This window comes from Amaricoccus macauensis, assembly GCF_049800915.1.
Lineage (GTDB): Bacteria > Pseudomonadota > Alphaproteobacteria > Rhodobacterales > Rhodobacteraceae > Amaricoccus > Amaricoccus macauensis_A.
This window is the reverse complement of the sequence record NZ_JBNAFY010000011.1, coordinates 1-22,865: the sequence shown is the minus strand read 5'-3', so window position 1 is coordinate 22,865 and position 22,865 is coordinate 1. Positions and strand designations below refer to the sequence as shown.

Sequence of the window (22,865 nt, the reverse complement as noted above, 5' to 3'; positions counted from 1 at the left end):
TCGGCGCATGCTTACCCTGGTTGGCCATTCTCGACACACATGGCGTTCCGGCCGCGGCGATCAACGACATTGCAGCGGTGTTTTCGGACCCGCAGATAGAGGCGCGCGGACTGCTGACCGGCGGCGACGATAACCTGCCCCTGGTCGCCTGCCCAATCCGTTTTCGGCGCATGGCGCTTTCTGCCGCGATCCGACCGCCCAATCTCGGAGAACATAATGGCCTCTATCGGACGTCCGGGGTGGGTTCGGATATTCAACAGGAAAAGTTGCACCCGACTTGAAATCCAGAGGCCTGACAGTGCTAATAGATTGGTTCAGGTCGGCACATTGACGTCAATGCGCGGCCTTCTTCTCGTCGCTGAAGATCGAACGGGCAGCCCGCAAGGTCTACCGCACCCGTGACGCGGCACGCGCCGACGTGTTCGACTACATCGACCGCTTCTATAATCCAAGGCGACGGCATTCGAGGGAGTGGACAGAACATGGTGGTCATGCGGCGCGTTTTCTGTTTGCGACGGTCAGCCGACCAGCGAGAACTGCGGCCCTTGTGACGGCTACTCGGTGAGCCCCTTTGGGCGACCACCGCATCCTTCTGCGCTTTCCCATTCAGGCATTGGCAATGTCATCGACTGACCCTTCGGCACGAGATGACGAGATGGGCTGCCCGTTACGGTACCGTCGGCCATAGTCGACAAGGGATTCCATGTTGTTCGCGAGATAGGTGTACAGTGTCTCGCAGCGGGCCTGCACACGAGCGGCAGCGGTGCGGACAGCCAGGGGCTCTTCCGCAAGGCGGGTGCAATCATACATGAGCCCTTTCAGATAAGTTTCCGCGACCCGTGCTCTGCCATGCCACAGCCACCAGCGGAGGCTTTTCGCGGGGCGCTGGAACAGCACCGGAATTCCAGTGAATCCCGGTATCTGGACCAGACCCTGAACGGCGGCCTCGACATGTCGAATGCGCATCGAGATGTGCCACCAGTCGAGGATATGCTTCACCTGGCCGTCGCCACCCATGGCATTCCGCATGAGGTTCGGGAGGGCAAGCTCGCCATCAGAGATTACCGTCAACAGACGGCCCGGCTTCCATCCAAAGTCTGACAGCTCTTCTCGCATCCGGCTGCCTGGCGATGCAGTCGCATTGGCGACCAAGCCAAATCGTCGGCACATATTGCGACTTTCAATCTTACCGACCACAAGATCCAGGTGTCGCTGCTGATACTCCGGTCGACAGCGGATATGCGCACCGTCCAGAAAAACCGTCAAACCACCTTTGGGCGGTGCTTCAACGGGATCGCCTGATGCCCTTCGATTTTTCTCGAGCGCAGTGGCTACTCTTCCCAACCGGTCACGCACCGTGGTGTGATGGGGCGGATGGCAGGGGAGGAAGCTTTTCATCAGCCGCGCGGCTTCGCGAAAGGAATGCCGGGACCCGAGTTCCGCATAGAGCCGCTGCAGCTCCGGGGTAGCCCGGTCAGGAAAGAAATAGGCCAGCGGAGAAATAGGTCCGCCGGGCATCGCCGCTGACCTGGCATCACAAGAACAGCGGCGCAAGCGCGCGGCTTTGACCCGAACCCGCCCAAAGAGCGTGTCGAGATCGCGCGTGCGATAGTCATGAATGGCACGAACCGAGGCGCAATCCGGGCATACGCGGCTTTCTCGGATGATTTCCTCAACCTGATCGCAAAGAATTGCCCGCTGAATCTGTTCGACAACCCTCTTCCCATCCTCAAGGCGCAACCCGATCCCGTCTGGACAGGTCACCCGGTAGGGTCGAGAAATGCCGTCAAGCTGATGAGTGCGCTTCTCCCCGTTGTCGAAGGTAGTTTCGATTGAAATCCGTACGTCCATGGCAGCCCCCCACGCAAAGAACTCACCTTAGCACGGGCCGCAACGACGAAGATGACCCCCATGTTTTGTCCACTCCCTCCAGCAGTAACGCTTGTTGAATGGCGGCGGTGGTTGCAAAGGGCTCTAGGCCTTATACCGAATGCCCCGGTATCACTTCACGCCCTCCCTGCTCCCACAGGAAGGGCAAAGTGGTCGAGTCTTGCTCTGCCCGCCTAAGGGCTATGTCGCCGCTGCCGTGGACTAATTTTGCACCGCCGCTTTCAATAAGATCCAGCATTGGAACTTGAAGCCGAAGAGTTGATCCCCGATAGGGCGTAGACACCGGTTACGTTACTTGTCGACGTGCTGCATGCCTTCAACGGTATAGCGCTCACCGTTGATTGTACCTTTCGGTGCAATTTGATCAAGGGCAGAGATATCGTCTGCTGTCAACGACAACGCCGCCGCCGCAATGTTTTCGTCGACATAGCGTTCGGTGCGTGTGCCGGGAATTGGGATGACATGATCGCCCTGCGCCAGAACCCAGGCCAAAGCTAACTGCGCCGGGGTGCACCCCTTAGACTCTGCCAATGCAGTCAGGGTATCAACCATAGCCAAGTTCTTCTGCAAATTCGCGCGCTCGAATCGCGGCTGAGATGTCCGCCTGAAATCGTCGGCTGCCATGTCATCGACTGACCTGATCTTCCCTGTCAAAAAGCCCCGACCAAGCGGGCTGTAGGGAACAAAGGCGACGCCAAGCTCTTTGCAGGTCTCCAAGATGCCGTCTTCCGGGTCACGCGTCCACAGGGAGTATTCCGACTGCACTGCGGCAATCGGGTGGACGGCATGGGCGCGGCGCAGAGTCTCGGCTGAGACCTCACTAAGCCCCAAGCCGCGAACCTTGCCCTGCGTGACGAGATCAGCCATCGCACCCACGGTCTCCTCGACCGGCACGGCCGGGTTCAGGCGGTGGGCATAATAAAGGTCAATCACATCGATGCCTAAGCGTTTGAGAGACGCTTCATTGGCTTTGGCAATGTAGGCTGGGGTATTATCAATGCGGCGGTCCGCAAGCGGACCATCGCGCACAATGCCGAATTTGGTTGCGAGTGTGATTTGGTCTCGGTGGCGAGCGAGAAAGCTGTTGAGCAGTTCCTCGTTGTGGCCAAGACCATAAGTATCAGCAGTGTCGAAAAATGTTATACCTTTTTCGAGCGCATGCTCCAACGTCGCGAGCGATTGAGCTTTGTCGGAGGGCCCATAGAACTCGGACATTCCCATGCAGCCCAATCCAATAGCAGAAACGGCGCCCAGCCTGGCACCAAGATTGCGGAATTTCATAGCGGTGACCTTTCTTTATACTTTCAAGCTAATGCGCCAGCCCAACCACTGGTCGGATTGGCGCATTGTTCCCTAGAACGGGGCGTCGATATCAACCACTGAGATCAGCTTGTGGTTGACGAACTCCTTGATGCCGAGCCCGACCAGTTCGCGGCCGTAGCCCGAACGCCCGATGCCACCGAAAGGAAGGTCCGCCTTCGCCATGGTCGGGTGATTGACAAAGACCATGCCCGTAGAAATCTGTTTCGCAATCTCCGCGCCATGCTTCGGATCGGCCGTGAACACCGACCCGCCCAACCCGAATGGTGAATCGTTGGCAATGCGTACGGCGTCCGCCTCGTCCTTCGCGCGAAAAAGCATCGAAACCGGACCGAAAAACTCCCAATACCGAGCGGGGTTGTCTTCTGAAATATCGGTTAGGATGGTCGGCTGAACGAAAGCACCCGAATTGGGAACGCGCGGCCCGACTTCGGTTGCTGTGGCTCCGCAGGATACCGCCTGACGTATTTTGTCTTTGATCTCTTCTGCGGCGGCCTCGGAAGACAGGGGGGCCAAGGTTGTGGTTGGGTCCAGCGGATCACCAGCATTCAGCTTGGCGACACCCGCAGTGTAGCCTTCAAGAAACTGATCATAGACATCATCGACAATGATCATGCGCTTTGAAGACACACAGACCTGACCACCATTCCAGTGTCGGCCAAAGACTGCCCATTTTATGGTTTTCTCCATTTCCGCATCGGCCAACACCACAAAAGCATCCGCACCGCCAAGCTCAAGCGTCGATTTTTTCAAAGCCTTGCCAGCCTGCGAGGCGATGACCGAGCCAGCCCCTTCCGATCCGGTCAGCGCAACGCCATGAACGCGGGGATCGCCAATGATGGTTTCGATCTGAGACCGTGTTGCATAGAGGTTCTTGAACGCACCCTGAGGCAAACCAGCATCCAGCATCAGCTTTTCGAATGCGGCGGCGGCCTGCGGAACATTGGAGGCGTGTTTGAGCAACATGGTATTGCCTGCGGACAGCTGTGGTGCAGCGATACGGACCACCTGATAGAATGGGAAGTTCCAGGGCTCGATCGCGAGCAAGACCCCAAGCGGCTCCGCAGAAAGGACGGCGTCACCTTCATTGGGGTCGGCCACTGGCAGCTTTTCGGGAGCCAATAGCGCCTCGGCATTGTTTGCGTAATAGTCAAAGATGTCCGCTGACAGAGCAACTTCTGCTTTGGCTTCGGGCACAAGTTTGCCCATCTCAACAGTCAACAGATTGGCGAAAATATCGACATCACGCCGCAATATTTCAGCGGCATTGCGCATCACACGCGCGCGTTCTTCAAAGCTGGTTTCCTTCCACGATAGAAATGCAGCATGAGCAGTTTCAATCGCTTGATGAACTTCCGCGTCGGTTGCATCTGGAAAGGTTTCCAGAAGAGTACCAGTGTATGGATTTCGTGTTTCATAGGCCATGGTAGAACCCTTTTTGTTAGATCTGCTCACGGGAGGCAGAGGTTTCAGGACCGGCCATTGTCCAGTCCTGGATTGGTAAGTGTACGTTCCTGCGATCACTCATGTGGGAGAACAGGGTAATCGATGTATCCCTCGGCCCCGCCGCCATATGCGGTCGCGCCGTCAAGTGCGTTGAGGGGTGCGTTCTGCTGTAGCCGGGCCACCAGGTCCGGGTTGGCAATATAGGGACGACCAAAGGCGACTAGATCGGCGGCGTCACTGCGGCGCGCCGCAATTGCAAGGTCTCTGTCATAGCCATTGTTGGCGATGTAGATCCCGTTGAAACGCTGCCGCAAGATATTCAGATCAAATCCACCCTCGACGGCTCGTGCTCCGCCCGTCACACCTTCCACAACGTGGAGATAAGCCAGATCAATATCATTCAACTGATCGACAAGTGCGGTGAACACGGGTGCAGGATTGCTGTCCGTAAGGCCATTGGCAGTGCTGATTGGGGATATCCGAAGACCTGTGCGGCCATCATCGCAGATGGCCGCGACAGCTTTCGTGACCTCAAGTGTCAGCCGAATGCGGTTCTCGACCGACCCACCATAGGCATCAGTACGCTGGTTGGCCCCGTCACGCATGAACTGATCGAGTAAGTATCCGTTCGCGGCGTGAATCTCGACGCCATCAAACCCTGCGGCAAGAGCGTTGTGCGTCGCTTGCGCGTAATCTGCGACAATCCCCGGCAACTCCTCCAGGGCCAGCGCCCGCGGTGTGAGTGCTGGTTTCTTTCCATCCGGAGTGAACGCATCCACTTCAGGGCGAACAGCGGAGGGAGCGACAGGCAATATCCCACCGGCCTGCACATCCGGGTGGGACACCCTGCCGACATGCCACAGCTGAGCAAAGATGCGGCCACCCTTGTCATGGACACCGGCCGTGACGGGGCACCAGCTTTCGATTTGCTCGTCGGTCCAGATCCCGGGAGTAAAGGCGTACCCTGTGGCCTGCGGCGAAATGTTCACGCCTTCACTGATGATCAGGCCTGCCGATGCGCGTTGGGCGTAATATTCCTGCATCATTGGGGTGGCGATGTTTTCGGGGGACCGCGCGCGGGTTAGGGGGGCCATTACGATGCGGTTTGACAGCGTATAAGGTCCGACAACGACGGGGGAAAAGAGGTCAGTTTCAGGGATGGTTGACATAATGACTCCTCGTCTCCTGACTGGCAGGAGAGTGAATTTGGGACAAAGGGGTGGGCCGGTTGCTTTGGGCGTGTCGGATGTGGCCAACGCCTGATCCGGTCGTTTTGGGGGCGAATTTGTGGCGGCGGCGCAGGGCTTAGGTCAAAGAGGCTGCGCCGCCGGTCGAGTTTGCAATGCAGGCTTTCCGATCTACAGATCGGTCATCTGCATCCCTTGTTCCGTGTAACGATCGCCAGCGGCAGCGCCGCGTGGGAACAAGGTGTCGAGGCGGGTGAGAATGTCCTCGGTTAGTGTGACATCGGCGGCCCCAATATTGTCTTCAAGATAGGCGCGCCGTTTGGTGCCCGGGATCGGAATAATATGATCGCCTTGGGCCAAGACCCATGCGAGCGCCAGTTGCGCAGGCGAGCATCCGGCGCTGTCGGCGATGGCACGGTATTGCTCCAGCAAGTTCAGATTCTGATCCAGATTTCCATCGGCAAAGCGCGGCTGGGTGTGCCGGAAATCATCATCAGCCAGGTCGCTTAGTGTGGTGACCTTGCCGGTCAGAAAGCCGCGCCCAAGCGGGCTGTAGGGTACAAAAGCCGTGCCCAATTCGGCGCATGTGGCCAGCATCTCTCCCTCTGGGTCGCGCGACCACAGCGAATACTCTGTCTGAACCGCCGCAACCGGATGCACCGCATTTGCCCGCCGCAAAGATTGTGCAGAGATTTCGCTTAACCCGATGCCTCTAATCTTACCTTCTTTGATAAGATCAGCCATCGCTCCAACCGTGTCCTCAATCGGGGTCACCCCATCAAGGCGATGCGCGTAATAAAGGTCGATCTGATCAATTCCCAGACGTGCCAATGAGGCCTCGACTGCCTGTTTCACATAGGCCGGGCTGGTGTCGATAAACCGCGAGGTCGGGTCTTGGGATCGGATGATGGCGAACTTGGTCGCCAGCGTGAGGTTGTCCCGGTTTTGCCGAACGAAATCCGACAACAAGGTTTCATTCGCGCCGTTGCCATAGATATCGGCGGTGTCGTAGAACGTGACGCCCAATTCAAGCGCACGGTCCAGCGTTTCATAGGATTGATCGCGGTCGGTTGGGCCGTAGAATTCGGACATGCCCATGCAGCCAAGTCCAATGGCTGATGTCGCGCCAAGTCCGGCGCCCAGATTACGCGTTTTCATGTGTTTTCTCCTTGAATTGAGGTGGTACGAAGCGGATAGCCGTGACGCGGGAAATGCACGGCAACCGTTCCCACCTGTGGCATGTCCCGATGCAGAATGATGCGGGTGTCGTCGATATGGACCAGCGTACCGTCGATGACTTCCGTGCCAAATTCATCGACCAGAACCTGTACCGACGCGCCTATCGCGGGATGGGCAAGACCCGTTGCGGGAAGCGGGGCAGGGGTCGTCGAAACCGCGATTATGATCGCTTCAGCAGGCGCCAATTCGGTTCGTGTGCCGTGACCGAACTCCGCAATGCGCGCCATCCATGCCGACAATGCCGGGAACAGCGATAGACCGCTGCCGCTGGCGGTTGTGTCAGCTTTGGCAAAAAACCAAACCACATGATAGAGTGCCAGATCAGTCAGCGCGGGCGTGTCCCCGGCAAAGAAATCGGCACCGCCCAGCAGGTTCTCAAGCCAACCAAGCCCTGTTGTGATTTGGCCACGATGATATCCGACATCCGCCTTCAGGCCGTCCAGATCAATCTTGTGATCCCAAAACGCCTCGCGGTCGTGGATCAGGGCTGGGGGAACGGCATCGGCCCGCAGGCCCATGCTGTAACGAACCACTTGCCAGAACAAAATGCGGTCCGCCCAATTGTCGAGCAGCGGGGTCGCTGTGCCCGCAGTGTTCGGGGCAAGGGCGCGCGCCGGAAACCGCTGGTCAAGCTCGGCGGCGATCAGGGCGGAATCACAGTAGATATCCGCCCCGATCTGAAGCACTGGGGCCCGCCTGTAGCCACCCGTCAGGGTTAGCAGATCAGCCTTTGGCGCAATCGGAGGCACGATGACCGATGACCGATGACCATGATAGCCCCTTGAAGCCCATCAAAGTTCTGATTTTTTCGGAATAGGGAGAGGCTTCATAGTGGTGCAGGATCAGGTCGGTCATCGCTTTTCTCCTACTTCAGCAGCCCGAGGATCTCTTGCGCGGCGGCGGCGGATGAGGCGGGGTTCTGGCCGGTGACCAGTTTTCCGTCACGCAGCACGAAGCTGACCCAATCCGCCCCTTTTTCATACTGGCCACCATTGGCCTTCAGCATGTCTTCCACCAAGAACGGCACAACATCGGTAAGGCCGACGGCCTCTTCTTCGGTGTTGGTAAAACCCGTCACCCGGCGGCCAGACACCAGCGGTTTGCCGTCCGCGCCTTGGGTGTGGCGGAACACGGCGGGGGCGTGGCAAACTGCGCCGACAGGCAAGTCGGCGGCGGCGAAGGCCTCGATCAGGCGTTTGCTGTCCGCATTTTCGGCCAGATCCCACAAGGGGCCGTGGCCGCCCGGATAGAAGATGGCGTCGAACCCGTCTTCGGTTACATCCGAAAGCTTCAGCGTCGTCGCAAGATGCTTTTGCGTCTCTGGATCGTCTTTGAACCGACGGGTGTCGTCGGTCTGTGCGTCAGCGTTGTCGCTGGACGGATCAATCGGCGGCTGTCCCCCTTTGGGCGAGGCCAGTATAATGTCTGCTCCGGCGTCCTTGAAGACGTAATAGGGGGCCGCAAACTCCTCCAGCCAGAAGCCGGTTTTCTTGCCTGTGTCCCCGAGTGTGTCGTGGGATGTCAGTACCATCAGAATTTTCATGTTATTTTCCTATTTTTTCTCGCCGACGCGGATCACGCGCTTGCCAAAGTTTTCGCCATTCAGCAGGCCAATGAAGGCTTCGGGTGCATTTTCCAAACCGTCGATGATCTCTTCGCGGTATTTGATTTGGCCGCTTTCGATCCACGCCCCCATGTCTTTGGCAAAATCCGGGTAGAGGTGGCCGAAGTCGTCAAAGATGATGAAGCCCTGCACCTTGATCTTTTTGCGCAGGATTTGACCCATAAGCCAATTCATCCGGTCCGGTCCTTCGGGCAAGTCAGTCGCATTATACTGAGAGATCAATCCGCAGACCGGCACCCGTGCGTTTGAATTCAACAGCGGGATGACCCCGTCGAGGACCTTGCCGCCGACATTTTCGAAATAGACATCGATGCCATCGGGACTGGCCTTGGCAAGCTGTTCGGCAAAGTCATCTGCCTTGTGATCGATACAGGCGTCAAAACCCAACTCATTGACCGCATAGGCGCATTTCTCTGGTCCGCCCGCGATGCCGACCACGCGGCAGCCAAGGATCTTGCCGATCTGGCCCACAGTGGCCCCGACAGGGCCGGTCGCGGCCGCCACGGCGATGGTCTCGCCAGGTTTTGGCGCGCCAATTTGCGTCAGACCCGCCCAAGCGGTAAAGCCGGGCATACCCATGATACCGAGCGCCCAAGACGGATGCGCGGGTGATTTGCCAAGGTTTGTCAACCCCGCGCCATCCGACAGGGCATAATCCTGCCAGCCATTGAAGCTGAGCACCCAGTCGCCCGGCGCAAAGCCATCAACCTGTGAGGTGACGACCTGAGCCACTGTGCCGCCCTCCATCACGCCATCAATTTCCACCGGCGCGGCGTAAGATGGCGCATCGCTCATGCGCCCCCGCATATAAGGGTCCAGCGACAGATATTCGGTGCGCAGAAGCATTTGCCCAGCACCAGGGGAGGGGACGTCCCCTTCGACCAAGCGAAGCGTGTCCTTGGTCGGTTCGCCTTTGGGGCGTTCCGCCAGCACAAGCTGGCGGTTTACTGTTTCGGTCTGTGTCATGGTCATCATCTCCTAGAAGGCTGTTTCAAGAATGCGGCGGGCATCCTCGGGGGTGATGGCATTTTGTTCGCCAAGGGCGGTCATGCCGTGATCCTTCAAGGCGGCGACGATGCGATCAATTTCAGGTGCAGCAATTGCGTAATCGCCGAGTCGGGTTTTGATGCCCACCTGTTCAAAGAACCCGCGTGTTGCCTCGATCACGGCATCAATCCGCGCATCATCAGATCCCTCGCGGATGTCCCAAACATTGGCAGCATATTGCAGCAGTTTCTCGCGTTTGGGGCCACGTTGGTCGTTCATCAGTGACGGCAACACGACAGCCAGTGTGCGGGCGTGGTCGGTGTCATTGAGCGCGGTAATCTCATGTCCGATCATATGGCTTGCCCAGTCCTGCGGGACACCTGCGCCGATCAGGCCATTCAGGGCCAGCGTTGCCGTCCACATCAGGTTGGCGCGAACGTCATAGTCCTCCGGCGTCTCAAGGGCTTTGGGCCCAAGCTCGATCAGGGTGCGTAGCAGGGTTTCGGCAAAACCGTCCTGAACGCGCGCGGCGGATGGATAGGTCAGATATTGTTCGATGATGTGAACAAACGCGTCGGCCACGCCGTTCGCGATTTGACGGGGCGGCAGCGTGTAAGTGACCTCGGGGTCCAGCACCGAGAAAACCGGGTAGCAATGTGGGCTACCAAACGGAAGCTTAGCGCCCTTCTCGGGATTGGTGATCACAGCGCCAGAGTTCATCTCCGAACCGGTGGCGGGCAAGGTCAACACGGTCCCAAAGGGCAGCGCTTGCGTGATGACCGACCCGCGAGATGTCAGGATGTCCCAGGCGTCGCCATCATATTTGGCCGCCGCCGCGATAAATTTGGTGGCGTCAATAACGGAACCACCGCCGACAGCCAACAGGAAGGTGATCCCTTCTTGGCCAATCACCTCGACAGCTTTCAGCGCAGTGGCGAAGCGCGGATTGGGCTCAATGCCGCCAAATTCGACCAAGGTCCGGCCCGCAAGTGCCGCACGCACCTGACCAAGGACGCCTGTTTTCTCCGCGCTGCCTCCACCATAGAGGATCAGCACCTTTGCGTCAGCCGGAACCTGATCCTTTAGGTCCGCGATACGGCCCTTGCCAAACAGGATATGTGTCGGATTGCGAAAGTCAAAATTATTCATGGGTTCAGTTTCCTTCAGTTTCAATGTGCAGGCGCACGTCAACGTTTCCGCGTGTGGCGTTGGAGTATGGGCAGACCTGGTGCGTCGCTTCGACAAGTCTTTCAGCATCCTCGCGGGTCATGCCCGGCAGATGTGCGGTAATGTCGAGATCAAGTCCGTATCCGCCCTCGGCGCGTTGGCCGATGCCCACCTCAACCGACGTTAATGCCGCTTTGGCATCAAGCTTGAGTTGTTTTGCGGTCATTTCCATCGCGCTATCAAAACAGGCCGCATAGCCAAGCGCGAACAACTGCTCGGGGTTCACCCCCGCCTCGCCACTGTCCGGGCGAACCATCTGGACTGAAAAGCTGCCATCGTTGAGGGCGGCGGTTCCCGAGCGGCCCCCTGTTGCCGTTGCGGTGGTTTTGTAGAAGATTTTCATGAGCTTCCTTTCGCGAATAGACTGGTCGTCTATAGATGTGTCAAAATTTTTGGGGTTATGTTCCTGGAACGAGCACCTTTGTGGCATTCATAGCGGAATTGAGCGGGGCTTCACTGTGCGAGAGGCTCGCGACGAGGCTGGCTCCAAGCCACATGTGGTAGATCATTTCTGCCGTGGAGCGGGGGTCTTCAAGCGCGGCGATCGTGCCATCGTCCGTTCCCTGTTCAAGGGTCTCCGTCAGGCGCGCGACGATTTCGGACACACTTTTCTGCAAGATATTGCTCATATTCTCCGAGAGGTCAGCAACCTCTGCGGACAGTTTGACGACCAAGCACCGGTCTTCGAGGTTGGGGCTGATCTGTTTTTTCCGCCACTCTTCGAAATAGGTCAGAAACCGAGACCGTGCATCCATGTCCGGATGCGCAAGCGACGCGTTCAGGCGTGTGCCATACTCCGTCATAAAATCGTTCAACAGCGCACAGCCATAAGCTTCCTTGGAGGCGAAATAGTGATAGAACGACCCTTTCGGAACACCGGCCTCTTTCAACAGCGCACTCAGACCGACACCTGTGTAGCCCTGCTTGGCTGTCAGGCGTCGTCCTGTGGTCAGTATCTGTGAGCGTGTGTCGTTTTTCTGTTCCATGACCCTCGATATAGCCTCATTAGACCGGTCGTCTAGGGGTGGTGTGGCTTTTTCTAATCACAGGGCCGTGAGCGGCGCTGAGAAACGGTACGGGAAAGGCGCTAGCCAGCATGCACACCAGTTAGCAGCTTTAACATCCAGCACAGAAAAACAAGCAATGCATACGCAAATCGATGCGGCACGCCCTTAGTTTGCGTTCAGCACTGCTTCCAGCAAACCAGGAAAGCGACGGTCAAGCGCATCTCTTCGCAGTGAAAGCAGGCGACCTCGCCCCTTGGGGATATTCCGGATCACACCTGCTTCGCGCAACACTTTGAACAGGTGCGACTTGGTGGATTTCGCCACTTCCGGGTCCATTAAATTGCAGTTTGCCATTTCGACCGGGCCGTCGCGGAGCTGACGCACGATGTCCAACCGGCCCGGATCGCTGAGTGCGAACAAGACCTGCGTCAGTTGCAGCTCCTGTTCCTGCGGGTGCGCAAGATCGGGGCTGGCAGTGTCGGGTAAGATACTCATGGTTCGAATATACTTGAACCTTCCGCAGAAAGAAACTAGAGAAAGGTTCGATAAACTTCGAACCCTCCTGAAGGACTGCATTCCAAAATGACCACGATTGTGATGTCACCCAAGGCTAGAGAGCGCGCTGGTTTCGCAATCGTGCTTACCGGAAGCGCTCTGATGATGGCGAGCGCGAGCGCGCCGTCCCCTTTTTATCCGCTCTTGCAGCAGCAACTTGGTTTTTCGTCTTTGGTCGTGTCGGAGATATTCGCAATCTACGCAATTGCCCTTCTTGCGACACTGTTAGTGGCCGGATCAATCTCGGATCATGTCGGGCGACGCCCTGTTCTGTCGATGGGGTTCGTGCTTCTCGCTGTTTCCGCCGCCGGATTCGAATTGTCAGGTTCTGTGTCTGCGTTGTTATTGGCTCGAGTAGTACAGGGCGTAGCATGCGGCCTTCTGTTGTCTACGCTGTCGGCTGCGATTACGGATCTTGAACCCCCTGAATTCAAGGGCATCGCGGCGATCTGTAATTCAGTCATCCCCCTCGTCGGGCTGGCCCTGGGGGCCTTGATATCCGGCTTCGCGATGGAGTACCTTACCGAGCCAAAATTTGATATATTCACCGGGATTGCCGTGGCCAGCCTGGTGCTGGCGCTGGCCACATGGGGCTTGCCCGAAACATCGCCACGGCATGAAGGCTTGTTGCAGGCGCTGAAGCCTCGCGTTGGCCTCCCGATCGAAGTCAGGGGCACCTTCTGGCGTGGCGCTCCGGCGCTATTCGCGGGCTGGGCCACAGGGGGGCTGTATCTGTCGCTTGGCGCGCTCATCATCTCACAGGTTTTTGGTATTCAAAATGTGATCGTCCAAGGGTTCGTGGTCGCACTGCTGGCTGGGGTTGGTGCGCTGGCTTGTTTTATTGCGCGCAACTACTCTGCTCGTGAGGTCATTTTGTTCGGCACCGCAGCGCTCGCAATGGGAACCCTCGCCACCTTGTTTGGAATTCAATACGAAAACTTAGTGCTCTACCTTAGTGCGCTCGCCGTTGTGGGGGCGGGTTTTGGCACCTGCTTTTATGGCTTCATCCGCTCGATTATTCCGCTGGTGCCCGAGGATGTCAGAGGAGAAACTTTCGCAGCGCTATTCTGTATCAGCTACCTGGCATTCGGTTTGCCGGTCGTGATAGCCGGGCTTTTGGTGCCATTGTTAGGGCTCAAAGTCGTTGTAATCAGTTACGGCAGTTTGATCGCTTCGCTGGCCGCGCTCGCAGGGCTGATGCGCAAATTCGGTCGAACCGACTAAGGACCGAACCTAGATTCAACACATTACCAAGTAAAATCAGGCGATTCAGGCTTTCAACCCGCTAAATGTCCCGGATGCAAAGAGACCGAATTTCACCGTTCCAGACATGGTGTCCCCGTCAAGTGTTCCTTGGAATTTCAGCTTCATCGGCATTGGACGCTCAACCTTTGTGGACCAAGCAATGGCTGCCGGACTAAGTTCCAAATCTTGCATTGGACCTTTTCCATTCTTACCAGCCATCTCTCCAACCGGAACACCGCCCTCATCACCTAAAGTCAGCGTCGCGTCAAATTCACCCGTTGGTGCTTTGATAGTGATATTCCAGTTTTCCATAAAATGGGTTCCTTGCTGGTGTTGCAGAGAATTGCATACTCTTCGTGGTCAGTCATACGACGAAAAGTATAGGCTTCTGTGGTTGCCGCCGTTTGTGCAAGAGGTTTTTTCCTTATGAACGTGTAATCGAGTGCGGTCTTCTGTCAGGCCATGATATGCGGCGCTTTCAAGATCCGCGGGCCGGTATGGCGATGCGCGGACCAGAAGCAAATCAACAGACCGAGCTCGGTGGCTCCTGCACAAATGCTGCTTTCTCTGACCCGGATCTGATCGATCCTTTGCCCTTACTGTTCAGTGACCTCCTCACACCCCCAACTTACCGGGACGTCGTGACGCGCAACCTTCGCTACGCCATCGCCGCCGCCGGATGCCGGTAATCCTCTTGTTTCGTCATCATGGCCCAGAGGCCACGTGCCATCTTGTTGGCCAGCGCAATCGCGGCGACCATGCGTGGCTTGCGGGTCAGCAGGCGCTTCAGCCAGCCATTGTTCGGGGTGTCGAACCGCTCGACAGCCTGAAGGACTGCCATGGCTCCAGAGACCAGGAGGGTGCGGATGTCGCGCTGCCCCATCTTCGAGGTCTTCCCAAGCCGGGCCTTGCCGCCGGTCGAGTGCTGCTTGGGCACGAGCCCAAGCCACGCGGCAAAATCGCGATCGCGTTTGAACGTGGCCAGGTCAGGTGCAAACGTCTCGATCGCAAGCGCCGTGAAAGGACCCACGCCCGGCATGGTTTGTGCGCGGCGGATCGAGTCCGCTTTTTTGGCGGCACATCTCATCTTCGCGTCGAGCTCTGCAACACGCGCATTCAACCCCTCGATCTGCTCCAGATACATCCGACCAAGTTCCCGCACTTCGTTCAGAAGAGTGGTGTCATCATCTGCGATTGCGTGCGCGAGCGTCTTGAGATTAGCAGGCCCCCGGGCCGCGACCAGTCCATGTTCGGCGAGGTGGCCACGCAAAGCATTGATCATCTGGGTGCGCTGGCCAACGAACATCTGCCGCGTGCGAAACAGCATGGCGCGGGCCTGCTGATCTTCCGTCTTCACTGCGACAAAGCGCATGGTAGGGTGCATTGCAGCCTCTACGATGGCCTCTGCATCGGCCACATCGTTCTTTTGGCGTTTGACGAACGGCTTCACATAAACGGGCGGGATCAGGCGCTCATCGTGCCCCACCTCCTCGAATGCACGACCCCAGCCGTGGGCCGTCGCACAAGCCTCCATGGCGATCACACACTTGGGCTGCTGTGCCACGAACGCGAGCAACTGCCCCCGCGACAGCTTCTTGCGAAACGCAACTGAACCATCACTGCGCGCGCCGTGCAGCTGGAAAACACGCTTTGCCAAGTCGATACCGATGAGAGTAACTTCGGACATGGATGCTCCTTCCGTTTGTGATGGCTTTAACACTCACCACAATGGCACATTGCGATGCCGTCGGGAGGGGCATCCACGCCATCAACAGAGCCCCGTCGCGCGGCAAAGCTTGTGCGACGGGCTCACTGGTCTTTATCTTGCGCGGACGACAGTCTGGCCCGCTCGACGCATGGATCGACAACGCAATCGTCGAACATCATCCCGATCATGCGATTTGCTCGAACGCTCCACCGCGACATCAATGCCGTGCGCAATGCCATTGAACTACCTTGGAACAACGGCCAAGCCGAAGGGCAGGTCAATCGCCTGAAGACCCTCAAGCGCGCGATGTACGGTCGAACCGGTCCAGAGCTGCTCAGAGCTCGAATGCTTCTGCTCCGCCACACAGATTGAGGCTGAACCCCGATCTAGCAAGCCCGGAAAACCGAATTTCAATTGTCGAGAGACCACATTCGATAACGCCCCTGCCCAGTCACCTCACGGATCAAACCATGCATCTCCATCCACGCCAAATTGCGCTGAACGGCAGCACGACTGGCGTTTGAGAGGCTTTGGGGTCTGATGCCGGAGGGGGCAGAATCCTACGCTAAGCTTTTTTCGGCCACCTGTACTCCCCCGTGAGCAGGAGATGGGCCCATCCGAGGGGCGAGATGCTTGGTATTCCAGTAGATGACGATTGCGGCGAGGAGGTTCAGCCCGGCCATGCGGAAGTGCTGGCCTTCGGAGGTGCGATCGCGGATTTCGCCCTGGCGGCCGATGCGAAGGGCGTTCTTCAGGGCATGATGGGCCTCACCTTTGTTGAGCCCGATCTGTGCGCGGCGCTGCATGTCGGCATCGAGCAGCCAATCGATGATGAAGAGCGTCCGTTCGACCCGTCCGATTTCTCGCAAGGTGACCGCCAGCTCGTGCTGTCTGGGATAGGAGGCAAACTTCCGCAGGAGTTGGCTCGGCGGCATGGCCCCTGACGCCATGGTTGCCACGCTGCGCAGGATATCCGGCCAGTTCGCGGCGATGAGACGGTCTCTGATCTTGCCGCCGATCAGCCCCTTCAGCTCTTTCGGGCAAGCGGCCGGATCGAAGAGGTAGAGGCGCTTGGATGGCAGGTCGCGGATGCGGGGGATGAACTGGAATCCGAGCAGGGCGGTGACAGCGAAGACGTGGTCCGTGAAGCCGCCGGTATCGGCATACTGCTCGCGGATCTTCTGGCCGGCGCGGGTCATCAGCAGGCCGTCAAGGATGTAGGGCGCTTCGTTCACGGTAGCCGGAATGGTCTGTGTGGCGAAGGGTCCGAACTGGTCGGAGACGTGGGTGTAGGCTTTCAGCCCGGGTTCATGGCCGTACTTGGCGTTGATCAGGTTCATCGCCTCGCCCTGACGTGTCGTCGAGAAGAACTGGCCGTCGCTCGACGCGGTCTGCCCGGCGCCCCAGAAGCGTGCCATCGGCAACGCCGACTGTCCTTCGATCACCATGGCCAGGGCGCGCGCCATCGCCTCGCTCTCGACATGCCAGCGTGACAGGCGGGAAAGCTGGAAAAAGTCGTGCGTGTTCGTGGCCCCGGCCATCTTGCTGAGGCCGAGATTCAATCCCTCGGCAAGCAGCACATTCAACAGGCCGATCCTGTCCTTGCAGGGCGCGCCGGTGCGCAAGTGCGTGAAGGCCTCGGTAAACCCGATCTCATCGTCCACCTCCAGCAGAAGATCCGTGACCCTGACTTCCGGCAGGCGGCCATAGAGATCGAGCACCAGGGCGTCGGCTTCCTCGGGAACCGCCGCGGTCAGCCGGTCGATTTTCAAGGTGCCGTCCTCGATGGAGCCGCCGGGGATCGCCCCGGCCTTTGCCGCGCGCGCCAGTCGGCATATGGCATCGGACATGCGCAGCTTACGATCCGCCAGCCAGGCCTCAGGTTCGAAGGGCATGGCCAGCCTTGGCGTGTCGCGTGCGACCTCGACCGGGACCAGCGCTTCCTTCAGATCGCCAAATCTGCGCGAATGCCCGAGCCAGATATCGCCAGAACGGAAGGCTTCGCGCAGATGGAACAGGACCGCGACCTCCCAGAGTCTGCTTGCCTCGTCAGCATCCGCGTTCAGATGCCGCAACCATTTCGAGCCTCGACGAAGGAATGTCAGTGGCAGGACCGTCGCCGTCTCCGTGCCCGCGATGATCGCGCTCGCCGCCAGCAGCGGTTCCGCCACGGGCGCGGCGCAAATGTCGAGCGCCCGCAACATGCGCGGCGCGTAGCGCCGGAACCGATGATAACCGTGACCGACATGCGCCAGCGGATCGGCGGCCAGGGTGTCTGTGAGCTGGGTCGCCGTGGCGACAAGCCCCTTGAGCGATAGCCAATCTCCGGCATTGCCGACGGCCTCTTCGAGGGAGGCCCGGTCCTCATGCGCTTCCAGGAGGGCGGAACCGAGGGTGGCGAAGGATTGCAGGGTGTCCTTCAGCGCCGATTTGGCATCGTCCATCCGGGCGTCACATCGCGATTTCGCCTCGCGCCAGGTCTTGCCGACGATCCGATCGTGGGTCTCGACCACGGCGTCGGCAATGGCGCTGCGCCATTCCAGAGCACAGACCGCAAGAATGGCGAGACGGCGGTCACCCGAGATATCCCGCAGATCGCCCGCGAAGTATCGCTCGCCCTGCCGGCGAAGGCGGGCAACCCGGTGCGGCGGTACATTCGCCAGAGTGCCCCGGTCCAATTCCAAAGCCTGCAAGTATTCCAGGCGGTCCAGCAGGCGGTTCATATCAGCCGAGTTCCGCCCGATCTCGAACTGACGCAGCCAGACGAACCGCGTAACCGAGCCGCCCGCATCTTCGGTCAGAAGGGCATCGAGCTGCGTTCGCATGTCATCGTCCAGCCGACTGGCGATCCGGGCGTCGACCCGCCGTTCAGCCGCGACGAGCGCATCCGCGCAAAGCCGCTCGATGACCGTGATTCCGGGCAGGACGGTCTGGGCCGCCCGGCATTGCTCGACGAAGCGCCGTGCCAGATCCTCGTTCGACCGGGCGGTTTCGGCCGCACCTTCAAGCCAGATTTTCAGATCGCGCGCCCCACGGCCCGCGAACATCTTGTAACCATAGATTTCGCGCAAGGTGGCCAGGTGCTCATGCCGGGTCTCCTCGCGCGCGGCATATCCGGCCAGGTCATCAGGCCTTATCCCAAGCTGCGCTGCCAGAAAGCGCGTGACTGCCAGTGGAATGACCTCGCCCGGCACCAGCAGCCGCCCGGGATACCGCAGCGCGCAGAGTTGCAGGGCAAAGCCGAAGCGATTGTGCGGACGGCGGCGGGCATGGATGATCTCCAGATCGTCGTCCGCCAGGGTGTAATGGCGCAGCATCGACGCGTCATCAGTCGGCAGGTCGAACAATGCCGCCCGTTGGCGGTCGGTGAGAATGCTGCGTCTTGGCATGGCGATCTTTCATGAAATCGTGATGGACGACCGTCCGTAAGGGGACCGATCAGCGGACATGGGTAGAGGTGGCAGAGAACGGCAAGGAAACCGCGCCTCGCCATGGCTCGTATAGATGGTACGATTTGATTCGCACATGTGGCCCCTTATCCGTACACTCGCGGCATGAATGAGACCAAGATTGGCTATGCTCGCTGCTCCACCGACCGTCAGGATCTGACGGCGCAACGTGCAGCCCTGGCAGTGCTCGGGGTCGCCGAAGATCGCATCTACACCGACCACGGCCTGACAGGCACGAACCGCGACCGGCCCGGTCTCGACCAAGCGCTGGCCGCAGTACGCGCAGGCGACACGTTTGTCGTGCCCAAGCTGGACCGGCTGGCCAGGTCCGTCCCGGACGCCCGCGCGATCGCGGATCAGTTGGAAAAGAAGGGTGTCAAGCTCGCCCTTGGCGCATCGGTCTACGATCCGGCCGACCCAATGGGAAAGATGTTCTTCAACATCCTCGCCACCTTTGCCGAATTCGAGGCCGATCTCATCCGCATGCGCACCCGCGAGGGCATGGCCATCGCCCGCGCCAAGGGCAAACTCCGTGGAAAACAGCCGAAGCTCTCGGAAAAACAACAGAAAGAGCTGAGCCGGATGCACGCTTCCGGCGACTACTCCATCAGCGATCTCGCTGAGCTCTTCTCCGTTTCAAGGCCGACCGTTCACAGAACACTGCAGCGAAAATCGGCCCAAACCACCCCTTAACGTAGGATTCTGCCCCCTCCGGCATCAGACCCCCTTCTGAGCATTGGAATATAGGGGATAGAAGTGCGTCAAGGAATTCGGGAAGCCCATCAACAGCATTCAGTTCGCGGTGCACCACATCCGATAGCGGCCTTGTCTCGTCACCTCACGGATTAGTCCTCGCGCTTCCATCCAAGAAAGGTTGCGCTGAACGGCAGTTCGACTGGCTCCTGTGATGGTCTCGGCCATTGGCGCAGAGACGAGTGGCCATTCTGTAAGCGTGGCGAGCAGCGCTGGAGGCGTCTTGCCCGAGAGCGGCGACATTTCGGTTTCTGCCCGCGCAAACCAAAACTCAATGTCATCTAAGTGCCGCATCGCAGTCAGGCACGACGTCGCCATTCCCTCAAGCCAGCGAGCGAGGCGATCGACCGGCGGGCCACTAACACGTAGCCCCCCTGCCCCGCCCATGGCGAGCGGAGCAAATATGGCACCCCTTGCATCGCCGGCAGCGATCCTGGACGCGGTGACCGCAGCTTCGATCTGATCACCGTGCGCACCGAGGCCCGCTAGGTTCCAGAGATGAAAGCCCATGCAAGCCCGGGTGATTGGGTGGAGCTCGGATGCGGCTGTCATTACGTCCAGCCACCCGCCCGCGCGATCGTCGAAACGCTCGGCGCAGTCTTCAATGTTCTCGGGATCGCGGCGATCCAGGAAGGCCGCCAAGTCACTTTTTGGTCCGGGACCGCCTGTCAGGCGCCGAACAGCCCATCCAACTCTTGCCAGTGCATTTGGGTCATCCTGTGCACCTGACAGCCGCATCGATATCCAGAGCGCCAGACGATCAGAACTCACCCGATCCCCTGCGAACCAGCTAAGGTCCGCTGCCTCGATAAGAGCGAGTCGGTGCCGCCAGCCTTCCGGGCCGCGCAGCAGCCGGTCATCCAGAGCTCCCAGACGTCCAGCCACTCTTGCCAGTCGGGCGGCGTGGACGCCTTCAGCCTTTCTCCAGTCTTCGATGGCAGCAGTGTCGGGCGGTTCTGCCCGTGGCCCCGGAGGCAAAACATGCGGTTCTTCTTCGAGTGGCCCAGGCAGAAACCAGAGATCGTCTTCGTGAGTCTCCTCATCCCCCTCGATTGTGATGAGGGGTTCGTCGAAATCATCCGATAAAGTAGATGCTTGCGGCTTCATATGTGCAAAATACTACTGTTTTGCACATTACCAAAGAAGATTCTCTGGCCGCTGCTTTCGCCCTTTGCAGATTGCACGCGCACAACTGCCGACGGAACCTCTGTGATCGCGCTCAGCGCAAGGAAACCAAGGCATTGTACGCCGGCGTGCCGAAAGAACATTCACTTGCATTCGTTTGTAAACGGTCGTTTATTAGAAATATCTTAAATTGCAAAGAGCCCGATTTCATGCCCCTGATAGGTTATGCGCGCGTCTCCACAGAGGATCAGACCCCCCTGCCCCAGTCTGAGGCCCTGCAGTCTGCAGGATGCATTGAGGTCTTTGAAGAGCAAGCCTCGGGCGGCAATCGTGCGCGGCCGGTGCTGGCACGCGTGCTGGAGCGCGTGGGCCAGGGCGATACGCTGGTCGTCGTTCGGATCGACCGGCTTGCGCGGTCTCTGTCTCACCTTCTCGAGGTGATTGAGCGTTTGGAGGCCAAGGGCGCCTTCTTCCGCTCCCTGCAGGACCCCATCGACACCGCATCCCCGCAGGGCAAGTTCACGCTGCAGGTTCTGGGCGCTGCGGCTGAGTTCGAACGCGCCCTGATCCGCGAGCGTACCAAAGCCGGACTTGCCTCGGCACGCTCAAAGGGCCGCGTCGGCGGCAACCCAGGTCTTCGCGCCAAGGACCCTGAAGCGCTGCGCAAGGTGCGGCTGGCGCGACAGGACGGCTACATGGAGCGCTTGAACGAAACTGCGCAGGATTGGGTGCCCCATGTGCGCCGTTTGCGCCCCGATATGGCTTGGGAAGACGTCCTGCGGATCATCAATGGCCCCCTGCCCCATGATCGGCGCTGGACGCAAAGCCGCCTGCTCCGCGCCGTGAAGGCATACGTGGCGGACGGATTCCTGCCCGCTGAAGTGCTTGGACGCGCTGGACGTCGCGAAACCGACGATCGCCTGCCTGCGATTGTCGCCGCAATCAAAGGTGCTGACCCCGAGATTACCTTGCAGGCAATCTGCGACCGACTGGAATCCATGCGTGAGCGCACCCCTCGCGGTCGCACCAGCTGGCAGCCTTCCTCAGTCAGAATGCTGCTGGAGCGTGCTGAAAAGCTGGGGCTCCTCTGAGGATCACACTTGTGTTGGCCTAACCGATTGCCACTAAATCTAGAAAGTGCTTGCACGAATCTGGTTGGTCGGGCAATAGTCTCGAAAAATAACGCGCGGCCACATAAAAAACGCGCCCACGGATCGGGGCAGACATGAGCGAAGTAGAGCAGGATCTAGACATCGCCATCGGGCACTACGCGGGGTTCTGTCGCAAACTTTTGTGGTGGTTGAGGGCAGGCCTTTGTCTGGACACACTTATCCTGCAAGAGCGACGAACTGCTGAAAGGCGGTCTGACCGTTGGCGGCGAGCTGGCCCTTTCGGATCATGTGAGCCGTCTCGATCCCGGCCAGGGTCGCCTGGGCCGCGGCGAAGGATTTGAAGCCCATCATCGGCCGGGTGATCTTCTTGATGAAGCGGTGATCCTGTTCGATGAGGTTGTTGAGGTATTTGACCTGCAGAACCTCGATCAGCCAGAACCAGCCGCTCAGGATCAGCAGGATGTTCATGGTCTCAAGACCCGCCAGGTTCGCTCCGCTCTTGTCGATGACGACCTTGTCCGGCCAGCCGTTGGCTTCGATCGTTCGGGCGAAGAAGGCGGAAGCGGCGGCCTCGTCACGACGCTCCGAGAGCATGAAATCAAGGGTCTTGCCGTCCCGGTCGATGGCCCGGTAATGATAGGTCCACTTGCCCTTCACCTTGATATAGGTCTCGTCCATGCGCCAGGACCGGCAGGTGGCCGACTTGCGCTTCTGCGCCTCTTCGGCGACCAAGGGTGCGTATTTCACCACCCAGCGGTTCAGAGTGGAATGATCCGCCCGAACCCCGCGCTCGAGCAGGATCTCCTCGACATCGCGGTAGGAGACGGCATAGCGGACGTAGAAATACACGGCATACAGGATCACGTCCCTCGGGTAATGGCTGCCCTTGAAATCGATCATACCGCCCACGCGCTTTCCGGACCTTCACCGCGGCGGATATAGCCGCGCAGTCGACGGCGCGAAAGACACCACAAAAGTTTGCGACAGAACC

At 59.0% G+C, this 22,865-nt stretch carries 20 protein-coding genes and 4 pseudogenes; 6 read left to right on the top strand and 18 right to left on the bottom strand.

Going from position 1 to position 22,865, the window contains the following annotated elements; translation table 11 throughout:
• The first annotated feature begins 20 nt into the window (after positions 1-20).
• On the top strand, positions 21-281 hold the full coding sequence (locus ACP15W_RS20215) for a CoA transferase (RefSeq protein WP_424934710.1): 261 nt from the start codon (positions 21-23) through the stop codon (positions 279-281).
• A 62-nt stretch (positions 282-343) separates the two neighbouring features.
• Positions 344-565: pseudogene (locus ACP15W_RS20210) on the top strand (IS3 family transposase); the annotation flags it as partial.
• Here the strand turns inward: ACP15W_RS20210 and ACP15W_RS20205 are convergent.
• The 13 genes and pseudogenes from ACP15W_RS20205 to ACP15W_RS20145 all read right to left on the bottom strand — a co-directional run bounded on the left by ACP15W_RS20205 (position 490) and on the right by ACP15W_RS20145 (position 12,422).
• A pseudogene (locus tag ACP15W_RS20205) lies at positions 490-1,851 on the bottom strand (ISKra4 family transposase). The pseudogenes ACP15W_RS20210 and ACP15W_RS20205 overlap by 76 nt on opposite strands.
• Before the next feature lie 330 nt (positions 1,852-2,181).
• Positions 2,182-3,171: an aldo/keto reductase gene (locus ACP15W_RS20200; RefSeq protein WP_424934709.1), complete on the bottom strand. Its 990-nt coding sequence runs from the start codon at positions 3,169-3,171 to the stop codon at positions 2,182-2,184.
• Positions 3,172-3,243: 72 nt separating this feature from the next.
• Positions 3,244-4,635, bottom strand: coding sequence for an NAD-dependent succinate-semialdehyde dehydrogenase (locus ACP15W_RS20195; RefSeq protein WP_009573569.1), 1,392 nt, complete (start codon positions 4,633-4,635; stop codon positions 3,244-3,246).
• 95 nt (positions 4,636-4,730) lie between these two features.
• A complete protein-coding gene (locus ACP15W_RS20190; RefSeq protein ID WP_009573568.1) occupies positions 4,731-5,825 on the bottom strand; it encodes an alkene reductase in 1,095 nt (364 codons plus the stop codon).
• Positions 5,826-6,014: 189 nt separating this feature from the next.
• Positions 6,015-7,001 carry an aldo/keto reductase gene (locus ACP15W_RS20185; RefSeq protein ID WP_009573567.1) on the bottom strand — a complete coding sequence of 329 codons (987 nt, stop codon included), beginning with the start codon at positions 6,999-7,001 and terminating at the stop codon, positions 6,015-6,017.
• The gene (locus ACP15W_RS20180) at positions 6,998-7,831 is read right to left on the bottom strand and encodes a glutathione S-transferase family protein (protein WP_342741275.1); all 834 of its coding nucleotides are present in this window, start codon (positions 7,829-7,831) and stop codon (positions 6,998-7,000) included. The genes ACP15W_RS20185 and ACP15W_RS20180 overlap by 4 nt, the downstream gene beginning before the upstream one ends.
• Entirely contained in the window at positions 7,806-7,937 is a 132-nt protein-coding gene (locus ACP15W_RS20175; RefSeq protein WP_256376246.1) for a glutathione S-transferase N-terminal domain-containing protein, read from the bottom strand. Before ACP15W_RS20175 ends, ACP15W_RS20180 begins: the two co-directional genes overlap by 26 nt.
• A 10-nt stretch (positions 7,938-7,947) precedes the next feature.
• On the bottom strand, positions 7,948-8,625 hold the full coding sequence (locus ACP15W_RS20170) for a type 1 glutamine amidotransferase domain-containing protein (protein ID WP_009573565.1): 678 nt from the start codon (positions 8,623-8,625) through the stop codon (positions 7,948-7,950).
• A 9-nt stretch (positions 8,626-8,634) separates the two neighbouring features.
• Positions 8,635-9,672, bottom strand: coding sequence for an NADP-dependent oxidoreductase (locus tag ACP15W_RS20165; protein WP_009573564.1), 1,038 nt, complete (start codon positions 9,670-9,672; stop codon positions 8,635-8,637).
• A gap of 12 nt (positions 9,673-9,684) precedes the next feature.
• Complete coding sequence (locus ACP15W_RS20160) at positions 9,685-10,842, bottom strand: iron-containing alcohol dehydrogenase (RefSeq protein ID WP_009573563.1); 1,158 nt, start codon at positions 10,840-10,842, stop codon at positions 9,685-9,687.
• A gap of 4 nt (positions 10,843-10,846) precedes the next feature.
• Positions 10,847-11,263, bottom strand: coding sequence for an organic hydroperoxide resistance protein (locus ACP15W_RS20155; protein ID WP_009573562.1), 417 nt, complete (start codon positions 11,261-11,263; stop codon positions 10,847-10,849).
• 55 nt (positions 11,264-11,318) lie between these two features.
• Positions 11,319-11,906: a TetR/AcrR family transcriptional regulator gene (locus ACP15W_RS20150; protein WP_009573561.1), complete on the bottom strand. Its 588-nt coding sequence runs from the start codon at positions 11,904-11,906 to the stop codon at positions 11,319-11,321.
• Between the two features lie 186 nt (positions 11,907-12,092).
• Entirely contained in the window at positions 12,093-12,422 is a 330-nt protein-coding gene (locus tag ACP15W_RS20145) for an ArsR/SmtB family transcription factor (RefSeq protein WP_009573560.1), read from the bottom strand.
• 87 nt (positions 12,423-12,509) lie between these two features.
• On the opposite strand from ACP15W_RS20145, the gene ACP15W_RS20140 reads away from it, so the two are divergent.
• A complete protein-coding gene (locus tag ACP15W_RS20140) occupies positions 12,510-13,706 on the top strand; it encodes an MFS transporter (protein WP_009573559.1) in 1,197 nt (398 codons plus the stop codon).
• A gap of 45 nt (positions 13,707-13,751) precedes the next feature.
• On the opposite strand, the gene ACP15W_RS20135 is transcribed toward ACP15W_RS20140, so the two are convergent.
• Together ACP15W_RS20135 and ACP15W_RS20130 are read right to left on the bottom strand one after the other, a co-directional pair.
• Positions 13,752-14,039, bottom strand: coding sequence for a hypothetical protein (locus tag ACP15W_RS20135; RefSeq protein ID WP_009573558.1), 288 nt, complete (start codon positions 14,037-14,039; stop codon positions 13,752-13,754).
• Between the two features lie 346 nt (positions 14,040-14,385).
• Positions 14,386-15,414: an IS110 family transposase gene (locus tag ACP15W_RS20130; RefSeq protein WP_224888745.1), complete on the bottom strand. Its 1,029-nt coding sequence runs from the start codon at positions 15,412-15,414 to the stop codon at positions 14,386-14,388.
• Between the two features lie 134 nt (positions 15,415-15,548).
• Here ACP15W_RS20130 and ACP15W_RS20125 point away from each other — a divergent pair.
• Positions 15,549-15,807, top strand: a pseudogene (locus tag ACP15W_RS20125) (transposase); the annotation flags it as partial.
• Positions 15,808-16,000: 193 nt separating this feature from the next.
• Here the strand turns inward: ACP15W_RS20125 and ACP15W_RS20120 are convergent.
• A pseudogene (locus tag ACP15W_RS20120) lies at positions 16,001-18,824 on the bottom strand (Tn3 family transposase).
• 165 nt (positions 18,825-18,989) lie between these two features.
• Here ACP15W_RS20120 and ACP15W_RS20115 point away from each other — a divergent pair.
• Positions 18,990-19,577, top strand: coding sequence for a recombinase family protein (locus ACP15W_RS20115; protein ID WP_424934708.1), 588 nt, complete (start codon positions 18,990-18,992; stop codon positions 19,575-19,577).
• Between the two features lie 99 nt (positions 19,578-19,676).
• Here ACP15W_RS20115 and ACP15W_RS20110 read toward each other — a convergent pair whose 3' ends face one another.
• On the bottom strand, positions 19,677-20,744 hold the full coding sequence (locus ACP15W_RS20110) for a hypothetical protein (RefSeq protein ID WP_424934707.1): 1,068 nt from the start codon (positions 20,742-20,744) through the stop codon (positions 19,677-19,679).
• Positions 20,745-20,971: 227 nt separating this feature from the next.
• Between ACP15W_RS20110 and ACP15W_RS20105 the strand changes: the two genes are divergently transcribed.
• A complete protein-coding gene (locus ACP15W_RS20105) occupies positions 20,972-21,853 on the top strand; it encodes a recombinase family protein (RefSeq protein ID WP_263830049.1) in 882 nt (293 codons plus the stop codon).
• 237 nt (positions 21,854-22,090) lie between these two features.
• Here ACP15W_RS20105 and ACP15W_RS20100 read toward each other — a convergent pair whose 3' ends face one another.
• Positions 22,091-22,774 (bottom strand): IS6 family transposase, encoded by a 684-nt coding sequence (locus ACP15W_RS20100; RefSeq protein ID WP_424934706.1) that lies wholly within the window; start codon positions 22,772-22,774, stop codon positions 22,091-22,093.
• Between the last annotated feature and the right edge of the window lie 91 nt (positions 22,775-22,865).